Source organism: Pseudomonas brassicae (genome assembly GCF_010671725.1).
GTDB classification, from domain to species: Bacteria; Pseudomonadota; Gammaproteobacteria; order Pseudomonadales; family Pseudomonadaceae; genus Aquipseudomonas; species Aquipseudomonas brassicae.
On sequence record NZ_JAAHBU010000216.1, the window covers coordinates 1 to 15,398 of the forward strand.

11 protein-coding genes and 3 pseudogenes are annotated in these 15,398 nt (G+C 64.4%); 9 read left to right on the forward strand and 5 right to left on the reverse strand.

Features of this window, described 5'->3' with window-relative positions; translation table 11 throughout:
• From G3436_RS15575 to G3436_RS15590, 4 genes and pseudogenes are all read right to left on the reverse strand, one after another.
• Window positions 1-208, reverse strand: a pseudogene (locus tag G3436_RS15575) (amino acid permease); the annotation flags it as partial.
• 51 nt (window positions 209-259) lie between these two features.
• Window positions 260-1,201: an AEC family transporter gene (locus tag G3436_RS15580; protein ID WP_163946542.1), complete on the reverse strand. Its 942-nt coding sequence runs from the start codon at window positions 1,199-1,201 to the stop codon at window positions 260-262.
• Window positions 1,202-1,362: 161 nt separating this feature from the next.
• Window positions 1,363-1,923 carry a response regulator transcription factor gene (locus G3436_RS15585; protein ID WP_163946545.1) on the reverse strand — a complete coding sequence of 187 codons (561 nt, stop codon included), beginning with the start codon at window positions 1,921-1,923 and terminating at the stop codon, window positions 1,363-1,365.
• The gene (locus G3436_RS15590; protein ID WP_163946548.1) at window positions 1,923-3,179 is read right to left on the reverse strand and encodes an ATP-binding protein; all 1,257 of its coding nucleotides are present in this window, start codon (window positions 3,177-3,179) and stop codon (window positions 1,923-1,925) included. Before G3436_RS15590 ends, G3436_RS15585 begins: the two co-directional genes overlap by 1 nt.
• 197 nt (window positions 3,180-3,376) lie before the next feature.
• Between G3436_RS15590 and G3436_RS15595 the strand changes: the two genes are divergently transcribed.
• From G3436_RS15595 to G3436_RS15635, 9 genes and pseudogenes are all read left to right on the forward strand, one after another.
• Entirely contained in the window at window positions 3,377-4,090 is a 714-nt protein-coding gene (locus G3436_RS15595; protein ID WP_163946550.1) for an SIMPL domain-containing protein, read from the forward strand.
• A gap of 155 nt (window positions 4,091-4,245) precedes the next feature.
• Window positions 4,246-5,869, forward strand: a pseudogene (locus G3436_RS15600) (ABC transporter substrate-binding protein).
• A 237-nt stretch (window positions 5,870-6,106) separates the two neighbouring features.
• Window positions 6,107-7,702 carry an ABC transporter substrate-binding protein gene (locus G3436_RS15605; RefSeq protein WP_163946553.1) on the forward strand — a complete coding sequence of 532 codons (1,596 nt, stop codon included), beginning with the start codon at window positions 6,107-6,109 and terminating at the stop codon, window positions 7,700-7,702.
• Between the two features lie 154 nt (window positions 7,703-7,856).
• Window positions 7,857-9,182 (forward strand): OprD family porin, encoded by a 1,326-nt coding sequence (locus G3436_RS15610; RefSeq protein ID WP_163946567.1) that lies wholly within the window; start codon window positions 7,857-7,859, stop codon window positions 9,180-9,182.
• Window positions 9,183-9,256: 74 nt separating this feature from the next.
• Window positions 9,257-10,852, forward strand: a complete 1,596-nt coding sequence (locus G3436_RS15615; RefSeq protein WP_163946556.1) for an ABC transporter substrate-binding protein — start codon at window positions 9,257-9,259, stop codon at window positions 10,850-10,852.
• A gap of 72 nt (window positions 10,853-10,924) precedes the next feature.
• Window positions 10,925-11,935 carry an ABC transporter permease subunit gene (locus tag G3436_RS15620; protein WP_163946558.1) on the forward strand — a complete coding sequence of 337 codons (1,011 nt, stop codon included), beginning with the start codon at window positions 10,925-10,927 and terminating at the stop codon, window positions 11,933-11,935.
• A gap of 10 nt (window positions 11,936-11,945) precedes the next feature.
• On the forward strand, window positions 11,946-12,875 hold the full coding sequence (locus G3436_RS15625) for an ABC transporter permease subunit (RefSeq protein WP_163946561.1): 930 nt from the start codon (window positions 11,946-11,948) through the stop codon (window positions 12,873-12,875).
• Window positions 12,876-12,885: 10 nt separating this feature from the next.
• Window positions 12,886-13,853 (forward strand): annotated as a pseudogene (locus G3436_RS15630) (ABC transporter ATP-binding protein).
• Window positions 13,853-14,821: a peptide ABC transporter ATP-binding protein gene (locus G3436_RS15635; RefSeq protein WP_163946564.1), complete on the forward strand. Its 969-nt coding sequence runs from the start codon at window positions 13,853-13,855 to the stop codon at window positions 14,819-14,821. Before G3436_RS15630 ends, G3436_RS15635 begins: the two are co-directional and overlap by 1 nt.
• A gap of 51 nt (window positions 14,822-14,872) precedes the next feature.
• Here G3436_RS15635 and G3436_RS15640 read toward each other — a convergent pair.
• Window positions 14,873-15,398: TylF/MycF family methyltransferase (locus G3436_RS15640; RefSeq protein ID WP_243667170.1), on the reverse strand; the 526-nt coding region annotated here is incomplete at its 5' end.

Sequence of the window (15,398 nt, forward strand, 5' to 3'; positions counted from 1 at the left end):
ACGACCATCTCGCCCAGCTGCGCATGATGAAAAAGGCCATCAGGCCGGCAATCGCGTAGCCCAGCAGCACGGCCGGGCCTGCCATCTGGATGGTCTGCGCGATGCCCAGGAACAACCCGGTGCCGATCGCGCCACCCAGCGCGATCAACTGGATATGACGGTTCTTCAGGCCGCGTTGCAAACGCTCCGGCGTGGCTTGGTCTTGCATGAAGTGTCCTCGGACAGGAGAGGCAGTTTTGGATGTTGTGGGCGACAGGATCTAGATCCAGCCGCCCCACTGCAAGAGAAATATGCCGATGTTCGTCGTTACTGCGGCCATCAGCGTGGTAATTACGATGATCGAGGCGGCGAGTTGATGATTTGCGTTGGCTGCACGGGCCATCACGTAGCTGGACGCCGCTGTAGGGCTGGCGATGTACAGGAACAGCACCCCCAGCTCGGCACCGCGAAAACCACACAGCCAGGCGCCGAGGGTGCCCGCTATCGGCAGCCACACCATCTTCACCAGGCTCGCGCTCAGCGCCAGGCCACCACTGGCGCGCAGCGAGGCCAGCGACAGGGTGCCGCCGATGCAGATCAGCGCCAGCGGCAGGGTCATCTGCGCCAGGTAATCACCGGAGGTCAGCAGCCAGTTGGGCAACCCGACCTTGGCGTAGGCGAGCACACCGGCCACCAGCACGCTGATAATCAGCGGGTTGCGCAGGATGCTCTTGAGGATGCTCCAGGGGTCGGACTTGATGGTGGGGCTGTACACCGCCAGCACCACCGCCGACAGCGAGTTGTAGAGCAGGATCACCAGCCCCGCCAGCACCGCGCCGATGGAAATGCCGTGGTCGCCATACAGGCTCGCCGCCAGGGCCAGGCCGATGACCGCGTTGTTGCCGCGAAAGCCGCCCTGCGCATAGATGCCACGGTCTTCGCGCGGGCAGCGCCAGATCGCAATCAGCCAGGCCAGGCCGAAGCTGACCAGGGTGGCGAGGGTGAAGTACAACAGCAGGCCGGGCTTGGCGGCGGCTTCCAGGTCGGCGTGGTAGATGCCCAGGAACAACAGCGCCGGCATGCAGACGTTGAACACCAGCGCCGAGGCGGTCTGGATGAAGCTGTCGTTGATGGCATTGATGCGGCGCAGCAGCACGCCCATGAACATCATCGCGAACACAGGTGCGGTGATGTTCAGGGTCTGGATAAAGAGGGCGAGCATGCAGGCGGTCCCGTCGGCGTCGTTAGGGAGCTAATCATAAGCCAAGTGGTGGGCTGCGTTGCAGCCCTTCGCTGGTAAGCCAGCCCCACAGGTACAGCGCATGACTCAAGAGCACTGAAACCCATGTGGGATCTGGCTTGCCCGCGAAGGGGCCCTGAGGCTCAGCGCCGAACCGGGCGCTTCTGCAATTTGCGCTGCAAGGTGCGTCGGTGCATGCCCAACGCCCGCGCCGTGGCGGAGATGTTGCCTTCATGCTCGGTCAGCACACGCTGGATGTGCTCCCACTGCAGGCGGTCCACCGACATGGGGTTTTCCGGCACCAGCGTATCCAGGTCGGCATGCTCCGACGCCAGCGCCGCCAGCACGTCATCGGCATCGGCCGGTTTGCACAGGTAATTGCAGGCACCGCGCTTGATCGCCTCGACTGCGGTGGCGATGCTCGAATAGCCGGTGAGGATCACCACGCGCATCTCCGGGTCCAGCTCCAGCAGCTTGGGCAGCAGCACCAGGCCCGAGTCGCCTTCCATCTTCAGGTCGAGCGTGGCGTAGTCCGGCACGTCCGCCTGCGCAATGCTCAAGCCTTCTTCGGCAGAGCCTGCCGTGCTCACGCGAAAACCGCGGCGGCTCATGGCCCGGGCCATCACCCGGGTAAACGTGGCGTCGTCATCTACCAGCAGCAGGTGCGGCAGTTCTTCGCCTTCAACCTGGATCTCATCACTCATCACACGTCTCCTCGCGCGTCACGCGGCAGGCGCAGCTCGGTGAGCGTACCGCCTTGCTCATGACTATAGAGTTTTACCGAGCCGCCAGCACGGGTCACGCTGGCCTTGCTCAAGAACAGGCCCAGGCCGAAGCCTTTGCCCTTGGTCGTAAAGAAGGGTTTGCCGATCTGTTCGGCGATGGCCACCGGTACGCCGGGACCGTGGTCGCGAATGCTGATCACGATATCGGCGGCGTCCCAGTCCAGGCGCACTTCAAGCCCGTCCGGGCAGGCGTCGGCGGCGTTGTTCAGCAGGTTCAACAGGGCCTGGGTCAGGTCCGGTGGCGGCGCCAGGCGCGGCACACTGCCCTGGCCCAGGCGCTGGAAGCGGTAGCTGGCTTCGGGGCGCATCAGGTGCCAGCGGTTGAGCGCCTCGTCCAGCCAGAAGCTGGCTTCCTGGTCTTCGACCGCCATGCGCCGGTTGGCCTCGGCGGCGCGCACCAGTTGCTGCAAGGTGTGCTTGCACTGCTTGACCTGCTCCTGCAGCACTTCAAGGTCTTCCTGCAGCAGCGGGTCGGTGTGGTCCTGGCGCATTTCCTTGATCAGCACGCTCATGGTCGCCAGCGGCGTGCCCAGTTCGTGAGCGGCGCCCGCCGCCTGGGTGGCCACGGCCAGCAGTTGCTGGTCGCGCAGGCCTTCTTCGCGGCGCTGGGCCTGGAACTGCTGCTGACGACGCAGCTCTTCGGCCATCTTGGCGGCAAAGAAGGTGATTACCCCGGCGGCCAGGGCAAAACTCAGCCACATGCCGTAGATCTGCATCTTCTCGCGGGCCATGGGGAAGGTTTCGAGCGGGAAGTACTGCACCAGCAGCAAGGTGTAGGCCACCAGCGCGATGCCCGACAGGATCAGCGAGTACAGCCACGGCAGGGTCACCGCGGCAATCGCCAGCGGCACCAGGTAATAGGACACGAAGGGATTGGTCGAGCCCCCTGAAAAATACAGCAATGCACTGTGGATCAGCAGGTCGCAGGCCAGTTGCACCGCATATTCCAGCTCGGTGACCGGCAGCGAGGTGCGCAGCCGGATGGCCGTCAGCACGCACAGCACCATGGAGAACGCCAGGGTGATGCTCAGCGCCAGCCACGGCAGCGGTAGCAGCTCGGTCCAGTAGGCGACCGCCACCGAACCGGCCTGGGCGGCCAGCACCAGGGTGCGGATAAAGGTCAGGCGCCAAAGGTTCTGACGCGTGGCGGACAACATGGGTACGGGGGCGAGCATGAGCTCTCCTGATGAGCGCTCCAGGCGAATCGTGCCGAGTATACCCAAGCTGTGCCCCCCACTGCAGCAATGCGGCAAAGCGCCACAGGTGCATTCAAGGCATGATGGCTTTTTGAACCTCTGCCGCGTGCGCACTGTCAGATGGGGTCTGCGTAGCAGGAACCACGATGCTATGCCTCAACTTCAAGGAGCTCCACATGCACAGCCCTTCCCGCAGCAGCGCCACCCTGGTCCTGGCCGCCGGCCTGCTGGCCAGCCTCCCGGCCCTGGCCGACGAGCCCCGCTACAACCAGGTCTCGCTGCGCGCCGAAGTCAGCAAGGAAGTCGCCCGCGACCTGATGGTGGTGACCCTCTACACCGAAGCGCAGAACAGCGACCCGGCCAAGCTGGCCAACGACATCACCACCAGCATGAACAAGGCCCTGGAAAAGGCCCGCGCGGTCAAGGACATCAAGCTCAGCCAGGACAGCCGCAACAGCTACCCGATCTACGACAACAAGACCCAGAAGATCACCGGCTGGCGCGAACGTGCCGAGCTGCGCCTGGAAAGCGCGAACTTCCCGGCGCTGTCCAAGCTCACCGGTGAGCTGCTGCAGGAACTGAAAATGGGCGGCATGGATTTCGCCATCGCCCCGACCACCCGTAAAACCAGTGAAGACGCGCTGCTCAAGGACGCCATCGACGCGTTCAAGGCGCGCGCCCAACTGACCACCGAGGCCCTCGGCGGCAAGGGCTACAAAGTGGTCAACCTGAACCTCAACAGCAGCGGTTACCCGCACCCGTACGCCCGTGGCGCGATGATGATGAAAGCCAGCATGGACGCCGAAGCGGCGCCCAGCCCGGAAGTCGAAGCCGGTACCAGCCAGGTCAGCATCAGCGCCGATGGCACCATCGAAGTGCTGATGCCCTGATCGACCCACCGTTGCCCGGTGGTTGCGGCCGCCGGGCAACGCCTCGTTTGCTGTCAGCTATGGTTTGAGTGTCGCGCTGGCCGTCAGGCCAGCCTCTGCCTACGCCGTGCGCGCCCTCAGGCGCCCGGCACTCGAACGACAACAATGAGGCCACCATGCTCAAACACGCACTCGTTCCCTTCATGCTCGGTGCCGGCCTGCTGGCCAGCGCCCCCGTCGCTCACGCGGCCAACAACCTGGTGTTCTGCTCCGAAGGCAGCCCGGCCGGGTTCGACCCGGGCCAATACACCACCGGCACGACTTCGACGCCTCGGCCGAGCCGATCTTCAACCGCCTGGCCCAGTTCGAACGCGGCGGCACCGCGGTGATCCCGGGCCTGGCCACGCACTGGGACATCAGCGAGGACGGCCTGAACTACACCTTCCACCTGCGCGAAGGGGTCAAGTTCCACAGCACCGACTATTTCACCCCGACCCGCCCATTCAACGCCGACGACGTCCTGTTCACCTTCAACCGCATGCTCGACAAGGACATGCCGTTTCGCAAGGCCTACCCCACCGAGTTCCCCTACTTCACCGACATGGGCATGGACAAGAACATCAGCCGGATCGAGAAGCTCGACGAGCACACCGTCAGGTTCACCCTGGCCAGCGTCGATGCCGCCTTCATCCAGAACATCGCCATGAGTTTCGCCTCGATCCAGTCCGCCGAATACGCGGCGCAACTGCTGCGCCAGGGCAAGCCGGCCGACATCAACCAGAAGCCGATCGGCACCGGCCCGTTCGTGTTCAGCAAGTACCAGAAGGACGCGCAGATCCGTTACAAGGGCAACAAGGACTATTGGCAACCCGAGGACGTGAAGATCGACAACCTGATCTTCGCCATCACCACCGATGCCTCGGTACGCATGCAGAAGCTCAAGAAGAACGAATGCCAGGTGACCCTGTTCCCGCGCCCCGCCGACCTCAAGACGCTGGAGGCGGACCCTGCCCTGAACATGCCGCACCAGGCCGGCTTCAACCTGGGCTACATCGCCTACAACGTGATGCCCAGCATCAAAGGCAGCACCCAGCCCAACCCCCTGGCCCAGCTCAAGGTGCGCCAGGCGCTGGACATGGCGGTGAACAAGCAGCAAATCATCGACTCGGTGTACCAGGGCGCCGGGCAGAAAGCCGTGAATGCCATGCCGCCCACCCAGTGGTCCTACGACGACAGTATCCAGGACCCGCCCTTCGACCCCGAAAAAGCCAAGGCGCTGCTCAAGGAAGCCGGGGTCAGGGACGGCACCGAGATCACCCTGTGGGCCATGCCGGTGCAACGCCCGTACAACCCCAATGCCAAGCTGATGGCCGAGATGCTGCAGGCCGACTGGGCGGCAATCGGCATCAAGGCAAGATCGTCAGCTATGAATGGGGCGAGTACATCAAGCGCGCCAAGGCGGGCGAGAATGGCGCCATGCTGATTGGCTGGAGCGGCGACAACGGCGACCCCGACAACTGGCTCGGCACCCTGTACAGCTGCGATGCGGTCGAGGGCAACAACTTCTCCAAGTGGTGCGACCCCGCGTACGACGCCCTGATCAGGCAGGCCAAGGCCACCACCGACCAGGGCAAGCGCACCGAGCTATACAAGCAGGCCCAGCACATTATCAAGGCACAGGTACCGATCACCCCGATCGCCCACTCGACGGTCTACCAGCCGATGCGCAAGAACGTGCAGGACTTCAAGATCAGTCCCTTCGCGCTGAACGCCTTCTATGGCGTAGGCATCAGCCAGTAACCCGGAACACGATGTTTAGCCCGCCCCTGCGGGTGCCGAACCCTTCGGTGCCCGTGGGAAGCTGAAATCGCTCGAAATCTACGACATCACTCCCAGATTTTTCCCACGTAACGCACCCACTTCCTTACCTCCTCGCATACCGCCCACGTCCCTACCGTGGAGCGCGTGGTTGTGCTGGCAGCAAGATTCTCGTTGCACGCACCCACGCCTCATACAACAACAAAGGAATGGGACCGCATGCGTATTTTTCCGGTTTTCGCCGCACTGCTGGGCCTGGGGGCACTGGCCCATGGCCCGGCCGTGCTGGCCAAGGGCACCCTGGTGTTCTGCTCCGAAGGCAGCCCTGGTGGCTTCGACATCGCCCAGTACACCACCTCCATCGAAGGCGACGCCGCCGAGCCGCTGTACAACGGGCTGGTCGGCTTCAAGCGCGGCTCCACCGAGGTAGAGCCGGCCCTGGCCACACACTGGGAGGTCTCCGCCGACGGCCTGACCTACACCTTCCATCTGCGCGATGGGGTCAAGTTCCACGCCAACCAGGCGTTTACCCCCACCCGCACCTTCAATGCAGACGACGTGCTGTTCACCTTCCGCCGCATGCTCGACAAGCAGCATCCGTTTCGCCTCGCCTACCCCACCGAGTTCCCCTATTTCGTCAGCATGGACCTGGACCAGAACATCAACCGGGTCGACAAGACCGACCCGCTGACGGTGGTGTTCAGCCTCAACCAGGTCGATGCCGCGTTCATCCAGAACCTGGCGATGAACTTCGCCTCGATCGTGTCGGCCGAATACGCCGAGCAGTTGATGGCCGCCGGGCGCCCCAGCGACTTCAACCAGAAACCCATCGGCACCGGCCCCTTCGTGTTCCAGCGCTACCAGAAGGACGCGCAGATCCGCTACCGCGCCAACCCCGACTACTGGGACCCGAGCCAGGTACAGCTCGACCAGCTGATCTTTTCGATCAATACCGACGCCTCGGTACGCGTGCAGAAGCTGCGCAAGGGTGAATGCCAGGCCACGGTCAACCCACGCCCCGCCGACCTCTCGGCGCTGGCCAGCGATCCGGCCGTGCAGATGCTCGAACAACCCGGTTTCAACCTCGGCTACATCGCCTACAACGTGCAGCACAAGCCGTTCGACCAGTTGCAGGTGCGCCAGGCCATGGACATGGCCGTGAACAAGGCAGCCATCGTCAAGGCCGTGTACCAGCAGGCCGGGCAACTGGCGGTCAACTTCATGCCGCCCACCCAGTGGTCCTACGACAGCCGCATCCAGGACGCCGCCTACGACCCCGACAAGGCCCGCGCGCTGCTTGCCGCAGCCGGGGTCAAACCCGGCACCCGCATCACCCTGTGGGCCATGCCGGTGCAGCGCCCCTACAACCCCAACGCCAAGCTGATGGCCGAAATGCTCCAGGCCGACTGGGGCAAGGTCGGGCTGGACGTGAAGATCGTCAGCTACGAGTGGGGCGAGTACATCAAGCGCACCAAGAACGGCGAGCACGACGTGATGCTGCTGGGCTGGACCGGCGACAACGGTGACCCCGACAACTGGCTCGGCACCCTCTACAGCTGCGCGGCAATCGGCAGCAACAACGTCTCGATGTGGTGCGACCGCGAGTACGACGCCCTGGTGCAGCAGGCCAAGCGCCTGACCGACCCAGCCGCACGTTCTGCGCTGTACCAGCAGGCCCAGCAGCGCATGAAGCAGCAGGTACCGATCACCCCGATTGCGCATTCCACCGTGCACCAGCCGCTGAGCACCCGGGTCCACGGCTTCAAGGTCAGCCCGTTCGGGCGCAACAGTTTCAGCGGCGTGAGCATCGACTGAGCCCGCGCCCCTGCCCACGCGAAACCAGGTTCCACCGCAGCATCCGCCAGGCTCACGAGGCCTGGCGCGCCAACAAAAACAGCCAACAGGAGCGTCCACCTTGACCCCCAACAAACACCTGCTACTCGCCCTTACCCTCGGCGGGCTGAGCGCCATGGCCCACGCCGACCCCGCCAGCCAGGACTTCATCCCCCTCACCCTGAGCGACACCAGCGCCCAGGACCAGGCCAGCGGCTTCATCGACGGCCACAGCCTGTCGGGCTCGACGCGCAACTGGTATGCCCGTGAACGGGCCAGGCGCGGGCCGTTGTGGTCGTACAGCAAAAGCGACGGCAGCCGTCATCCGACCGATCGGCGCAGCAACTGGGTGCAGGGCTCGATCCTCAACTACACCTCCGGCTTTACCCAGGGCACCGTGGGCCTGAGCACCGAGGTGGCAATGTACAACGCCATCGCCCTGGAACGTGGCCGGGCCACGGTGGCGGGGCCGAACAACCGCACCCTGACCCACAGCGACGGCGAGGTCATCGACCAGTGGAGCAAGATCGGCCTGGCCAACCTCAAGGCGCGGGTATCCAACACCACCCTCACCGCCGGTCGGCAGTCCATCGATACCCCGGTGATCGCCTACATCGGCAACCGCGCCCTGCCCTCCAGTTTCCAGGGGGTGAGCCTGCACAGCGCCGAGTTCGACAACCTGAGTTTCGATGCCGGCAGCTTCGATCGCGTCTCGATGCGTACCGAGCAGGGGCAGAGCAAATTCCGCTCCGAGTACGGTGATGCCAGCCAGTTCACCGACCGCGTGAGCATGGCCGGGGTCAACTACCAGCCGCTCAAGAGCCTGACCACCAGCCTGTACGTGTCCAAGGTCGAGGACCTGTGGAACCAGTACTATTTCGGGGCCAGCCATGCACTGGGCGACAACGCCGTGCTCGGCCTCACCACCGGGTTCAACTACTACAAGACCCGCGACGAGGGCAAAAGCAAGCTGGGGGCAATCGACAACGACACCTTCAGCCTGTCGTTCGGCCTGACCCATCAGGCGCACACCCTGTCGCTGGCCTACCAGCAGGTCAACGGCAACGAATACTTCGACTACCTGCACGACACCAACGCCATCTTCCTGGCCAACTCGCTGCTGTCGGACTTCAACGGCCCCAACGAAAAGTCGCTGCAGGTCGGCTATGTGCTGAACATGGCGCCCTTCGGCGTGCCGGGGCTCAAGTTCAACCTGTACAACGCCCGCGGCTGGGGTATCGACGGCACTCACTACAAGGGCAGCGGCTATGACGTGAAGAACCTCGACGGTGAAAACCACTACGAGTGGGGCATCGGCACCAGCTACGCGGTGCAGAGCGGTGCGCTCAAGGACAGCAGCGTGCGCGCCACCTACACCACCCACCGCGCCAGCAAACTGCAGGGCGACGGCAGCCTGGACGAATTCCGCGTCGTCACCACCATACCGTTCAACATCCTCTAGGGCGCCACACCACGGCCGATTCGCCGAATCGGTCGTGGTGGCTACGCTGGTTTAATCGAATGCAGGGAAGTGTCATGAAACAGTTAACCCTACGGGCTGCCCTGGCAGCCGTCCTGTTGAGCGCCGCGGCAGGCCTGTCGGCCAAGCCGCTGGTGGTGTGCACCGAAGCCAGCCCCGAAGGCTTCGATATCGTGCAGTACACCACCGCCGTCACCGCCGATGCCGCCGCCGAAACCCTGTTCAACCGCCTGGTCGACTTCAAGCCCGGCACCACCGAGATCCAGCCGGCCCTGGCCGAACGCTGGGAAATCAGCGCCGACGGCCTGACCTACACCTTCCACCTGCGCAAGGGCGTCAGGTTCCACACCACCGAGTACTTCACCCCCACCCGCGAGCTGAATGCCGACGATGTACTGTGGAGCTTCCAGCGCCAGCTCGACCCTGCCCACCCGTGGCATGACAAGACCAGCATCGGCTTCCCCTACTTCGAAAGCATGGCGTTCCAGCACCTGCTCAAGGCCGTGGAAAAGACCGACCCGCACACCGTGGTGTTCCGCCTCACGCGCCCCGAGGCACCGTTCCTGCGCGACCTGGCCATGGCCTTCACCTCGATCTACTCTGCCGAGTACGCCGACCAGTTGCTCAAGGCCGGCACCACCGCCGACCTCAACAGCAAGCCGGTAGGCACCGGCCCGTTCATCTTCCAGCGCTACAACAAGGACGCCCAGGTACGCTACAAGCCCAACCCGGACTACTTTCGCGGCAAGCCGCCGAGCGATGCGCTGATCTTCGCCATCACCAGCGACAACAACGTGCGCCTGCAAAAGCTGCGCGCCAACGAATGCCAGGTGGCGCTGTACCCCAAGCCCGACGACGTGCCGGCGATCAAGGCCGATCCGCGCCTGAAGGTGGCCGAGGTCGAAGCCCTGACCACCGGCTACATTGCGCTCAATACCCAGCACAAGTACCTCAGCGACGTACGCGTGCGCAAGGCCATCAGCCTGGCCTTCGACCGCCAGCACCACGTCGACCAGCTGTTCGGCAAAGGCAACGCGCTGGTGGCGGTCAACCCCTACCCGCCGACCATGATGGGCTACAACAGCCACAACCAGAACCCGCCGCGCGACCTCGACAAGGCCCGCGCGCTGCTCCGGCAAGCGGGGGTTCCCGAGGGTGCGGTACTGACCCTGTTCACCCGCAACGGCGGGGGGCCGACCAACCCCAACCCACGCCTGAGCGCCGAAATGCTGCAGGCCGACCTGGCCCAGATCGGCATTCGGCTGGACATCCGCGTGATGGAATGGGCCGAGATGCTGCGCCGTGCCAAACGCGGCGAGGCCGACATGGTGTCCACCGGCTGGGCCGGCGACAACGGCGACCCGGACAACTTCCTGACCCCGCTGCTGAGCTGCGCCGCAGCCCAGAATGGGGAGAACTATGCGCGCTGGTGCAATCAGAAATTCCAGGCACTGATCGACCAGGCCCGCCAGCTGGTCGATCCCGATCAACGCGCGGCGCTCTATGTCCAGGCACTGGCGGTGTACGATGAGGACCAACCGTGGCTCAGCATGGCGCACCCCAGGATGTTCACCGCACTGCGTGAGAACGTCGAGGGCTACGTCATCAACCCGATGACCAACAACAACTTCGCCACCACCCGGGTGAAGTAGAACGACAACGCCCGCAGCACCCAGCCGGGTGCTCGCGGGCATGCCTTTAGGGCTGATGAGGACCATCACACGATGTTTAGTTTTATTGCACGGCGTCTGGGCCTGTTGATCCCGTCCTTTTTCGGTATCACCCTGCTGACGTTTGCACTCATACGTCTGATCCCCGGTGACCCGGTGGAGGTGATGATGGGCGAGCGCAGGGTCGACCCCGAGATGCACGCCCAGGCCATGGAACGGCTGGGGCTGAACAAGCCGTTGCCGGAACAGTACCTGGATTACGTCGGCAAGCTGGCCCAGGGCGACCTGGGCGAATCGCTGCGCACCCGCGAAAGCGTGTGGAGCGAATTCCTCGCGTTGTTCCCGGCCACACTCGAACTGGCCCTGGCGGCGCTGTTCTTCGCCGGCATCGTCGGCCTGCTGGCCGGGGTGATCGCCGCGCTCAAGCGCGGTTCACTGTTCGATCACGGCGTCATGGGCATCTCGCTGGCCGGCTACTCGATGCCGATCTTCTGGTGGGGCCTGATCCTGATCATGTTCTTCTCCGTGGGGCTGGGCTGGACCCCGGTGTCGGGGCGCATCGACCTGCTCTACGACATCGAGCCGAAAACCGGCTTCATGCTGATAGACACCCTGCTCAGCGACGAGGAAGGCGCCTTCAAGGACGCGCTGATGCACCTGATACTGCCGGCGATCGTGCTGGGCACCATTCCGCTGGCGGTGATCGCCCGCATGACCCGCTCCTCGATGCTCGAAGTGCTGCGCGAGGACTATATCCGTACCGCCCGTGCCAAGGGCCTGTCGCCGGTGCGGGTGGTGTTCGTGCATGGTCTGCGCAATGCGCTGATCCCGGTCCTGACCGTGTTCGGCCTGCAGGTCGGCACGCTGTTGGCCGGGGCAGTGCTCACCGAAACCATCTTTTCCTGGCCGGGCATCGGCAAATGGCTGATCGAAGCCATCGGCGCCCGTGACTACCCCGTGGTACAGAACGGCATCCTGTTGATTGCCTGCCTGGTGATCCTGGTCAACTTCGTCGTGGACATTCTCTACGGCCTGGCCAACCCACGCATCCGTCATCAGCGCTGAGGCCTTCGTCATGACTACTCCCCTTGCAAAAACCGCTGCTGGCGACGCCTCCGCGCTCGACCAGAGCCTGCTCTACCCCTCGCCCTACAAGGAATTCTGGACCGCCTTCGCACGTAACAAGGGTGCGGTGGCCGGCCTGTTGTTCATGTGCCTGATCGTGTTCTGTGCGCTGTTCGCCCCCTGGGTGGCACCGCACAACCCGAGCGAGCAGTACCGCGACTTCCTGCTGACCCCGCCGGTGTGGCTCGAAGGCGGCCAGTGGCAGTTCCTGCTGGGCACCGACGAGTTGGGCCGCGACCTGCTTTCGCGGCTGATCCAGGGTTCGCGCCTGTCGTTGCTGATCGGCCTGTCGTCGGTGCTGATCTCGCTGATCCCGGGCGTGCTGCTGGGCCTGCTGGCCGGCTTCTTCCCGCGACTGCTGGGCCCCTCGATCATGCGCCTGATGGACGTGATGCTGGCGCTGCCGTCGCTGCTGCTGGCGGTGGCGATCGTGGCCATCCTCGGCCCTGGCCTGATCAACACCGTGATCGCCATCGCCATCGTGTCGCTGCCAGCGTATGTGCGCCTGACCCGCGCCGCCGTGATGGGCGAGCTGAACCGCGACTACGTCACCGCCGCTCGCCTGGCCGGTGCGCGCCTGCCGCGCCTGATGTTCGTCACCGTGCTGCCCAACTGCATGGCGCCGCTGATCGTACAGGCCACCCTGAGCTTCAGCTCGGCAATCCTCGACGCCGCGGCGCTGGGCTTCCTGGGCCTGGGCGTACAGCCGCCGACCCCCGAGTGGGGGACCATGCTGGCCTCGGCCCGCGACTACATCGAACGCGCCTGGTGGGTGGTGAGCCTGCCCGGCCTGACCATTTTGCTCAGCGTGCTGGCAATCAACCTGATGGGCGACGGGCTGCGCGATGCGCTGGACCCCAAACTCAAGAATGCCGCCTGAGGATCCGCCCATGTCACTTCTACAGATCAACAACCTGAGCGTGCGCTTCGGCGACGCCACGGCGGTACCGGTGGTCGACGGCCTCGACCTCAGCGTGGAAAAAGGCGAGGTACTGGCCATCGTCGGCGAGTCCGGTTCGGCAAGTCGGTGACCATGATGGCGCTGATGGGGCTGATCGATGCCCCCGGGCGCATCACTGCCGACACCTTGAACTTCAATGGCAACGACATGCTCAAGCTCAGCGGCCGGCAACGGCGCAAGGTAGTCGGCAAGGACATGGCCATGGTCTTCCAGGACCCCATGACCGCGCTCAACCCCAGCTATACCGTCGGTTTCCAGATCGAGGAAGTGCTGCGCCAGCACCTCGGCCTGCGCGGCAAGGCCGCCCGTCAACGCGCCCTGGAGCTGCTGAAGAAAGTCGAGATCCCGGCCCCCGAGAGCCGCCTCGATGCCTACCCGCACCAACTCTCCGGCGGCATGAGCCAGCGCGTGGCGATTGCCATGGCGATTGCCGGCGAGCCCAGGCTGCTGATTGCCGACGAACCGACCACCGCGCTGGACGTGACCATCCAGGCGCAGATCATGGAGCTGCTGCTCAACCTGCAGAAAGAGCAGGACATGGCGCTGATCCTGATCACCCACGACCTTGCGGTGGTCGCCGAGACGGCGCGCCGCGTATGCGTGATGTATGCCGGGCAGGCCGTCGAGGTGGGCCAGGTGCCCGACCTGTTCGAGGTGCCTGCGCACCCCTACAGCGAAGCCTTGCTGGCCGCGATCCCGGAGCACAGCGCAGGTGCCGAACGCCTGGCGACCTTGCCCGGCATCGTGCCGGGGCGTTATGACCGGCCCCACGGCTGCCTGCTGTCGCCGCGCTGCCCCTATGTCCAGGAACGTTGCCGCCAGAAGCGTCCGACACTCGACCGGCAGGCCCACAGCCTGGTGCGTTGCTTCTACCCGCTGAACCAGGAGGTGGCGTGATGAGCGTCGTACTGAGCGCACGTGAGCTGACCCGTCATTACGAAATCTCGCTGGGCCTGTTCAAGGGCCATGCCCTGGTGCGCGCCCTCAATGGGGTATCGTTCGAGCTGGAGGCCGGCAAGACCCTCGCCGTGGTGGGTGAGTCCGGTTGTGGCAAATCGACCCTGGCACGCGCCCTGACCCTGATCGAGGAGCCCTCTTCCGGTTCGCTGCAGATTGCCGGGCAGGAAGTGACCGGCGCCAGCAGGCAGCAGCGCAAGCAGTTGCGCCGCGATGTGCAGATGGTGTTCCAGAGCCCGTATGCCTCGCTCAACCCGCGCCAGAAGATCGGTGATCAACTGGCCGAGCCACTGTTGATCAACACCCGCCTGTCAAAGGCCGAGCGCCGCGAGAAAGTCCAGGCCATGATGCAGCAGGTGGGCTTGCGGCCCGAGCACTACCAGCGCTACCCGCACATGTTCTCGGGCGGCCAGCGCCAGCGCATTGCCCTGGCGCGGGCGATGATGCTGCAGCCCAAGGTACTGGTGGCCGACGAACCGACTTCGGCGCTGGACGTGTCGATCCAGGCGCAGGTGCTGAACCTGTTCATGGACTTGCAGAAGCAGTTCAACACCGCCTACGTATTCATCTCGCACAACCTCGCGGTGGTGCGCCACGTGGCCGATCAGGTGCTGGTGATGTACCTGGGGCGTCCGGCGGAAATGGGCCCCAAGCAAGATATCTATGCCAAGCCGCTGCATCCCTACACCCAGGCGTTGCTGTCGGCCACGCCGACGATTCACCCAGACCCGCTCAAGCCCAAGATCAAGATCGTGGGCGAATTGCCCAACCCGCTGAGCCCGCCATCGGGGTGCGCATTTCACAAGCGGTGCCCGTATGCCACGCAGCGCTGTGCCAGTGAAGAGCCGGCATTCAGGCCCGTCGGGACGCGGCAGGTGGCGTGCCACTTTGCCGAGCAGTTTCTGTAGCCCATGAGCGCCCCCTGGCCGGGTATTGGCCCGGCCAGGGGGGCAGGCCCGCTAGCCCTTGTGGATGATGAACTTGTGGCCGAGCGGCCCGTAATCACCGCAATCATCGAAATCCGGTGCGTACTTCTGCACGCACTCTTTCCACGCCCGGCGTTCGCCCAGCTTGTTGGAGGCGTGGTTGCAGTTCCAGTCGTCGAAGAACAACCGGCAGCCATCGGCGAAGCAGTCGTTGGCAAACAGGTAGTCAAGAATTTCGAAGGCAGACTGGTAGAAGTCCGAGTCGATATGCACCAGGCCAAACACCGATCCTTTGGGCAGCATCGGCAGCGTCTCGCTGAACCACCCCTTGAGAATGCGCACACGCTCGGCAGGCAGGTGTTGCCCGCACTGCCCCATCAACTGATGAGGGTCCAGCGCCTTGCCCGAGCCCCTGTTCCAGTAGCCGGACTGCACATGCGGCATGTGGCGGTCGGCATCGTGCTCGGCCGTGGGCAACCCGTCGAAGCTGTCCAGCAGGAACAGCTCACGCTTTTCCTTGACCGCGTGACGTTGCGCCCAGTCCGCCGGCCAGCCCTTT

What these genes read in the sequence shown, in the direction of transcription:
- G3436_RS15580 (WP_163946542.1), bottom strand. Translation starts at nt 1,201, where the DNA reads ATGCTCGCCCTCTTTATCCAGACCCTGAACATCACCGCACCTGTGTTC.
- G3436_RS15585 (WP_163946545.1), bottom strand. Translation starts at nt 1,923, where the DNA reads ATGAGTGATGAGATCCAGGTTGAAGGCGAAGAACTGCCGCACCTGCTG.
- G3436_RS15590 (WP_163946548.1), bottom strand. Translation starts at nt 3,179, where the DNA reads ATGCTCGCCCCCGTACCCATGTTGTCCGCCACGCGTCAGAACCTTTGG.
- G3436_RS15595 (WP_163946550.1), top strand. Translation starts at nt 3,377, where the DNA reads ATGCACAGCCCTTCCCGCAGCAGCGCCACCCTGGTCCTGGCCGCCGGC.
- G3436_RS15605 (WP_163946553.1), top strand. Translation starts at nt 6,107, where the DNA reads ATGCGTATTTTTCCGGTTTTCGCCGCACTGCTGGGCCTGGGGGCACTG.
- G3436_RS15610 (WP_163946567.1), top strand. Translation starts at nt 7,857, where the DNA reads ATGGCCCACGCCGACCCCGCCAGCCAGGACTTCATCCCCCTCACCCTG.
- G3436_RS15615 (WP_163946556.1), top strand. Translation starts at nt 9,257, where the DNA reads ATGAAACAGTTAACCCTACGGGCTGCCCTGGCAGCCGTCCTGTTGAGC.
- G3436_RS15620 (WP_163946558.1), top strand. Translation starts at nt 10,925, where the DNA reads ATGTTTAGTTTTATTGCACGGCGTCTGGGCCTGTTGATCCCGTCCTTT.
- G3436_RS15625 (WP_163946561.1), top strand. Translation starts at nt 11,946, where the DNA reads ATGACTACTCCCCTTGCAAAAACCGCTGCTGGCGACGCCTCCGCGCTC.
- G3436_RS15635 (WP_163946564.1), top strand. Translation starts at nt 13,853, where the DNA reads ATGAGCGTCGTACTGAGCGCACGTGAGCTGACCCGTCATTACGAAATC.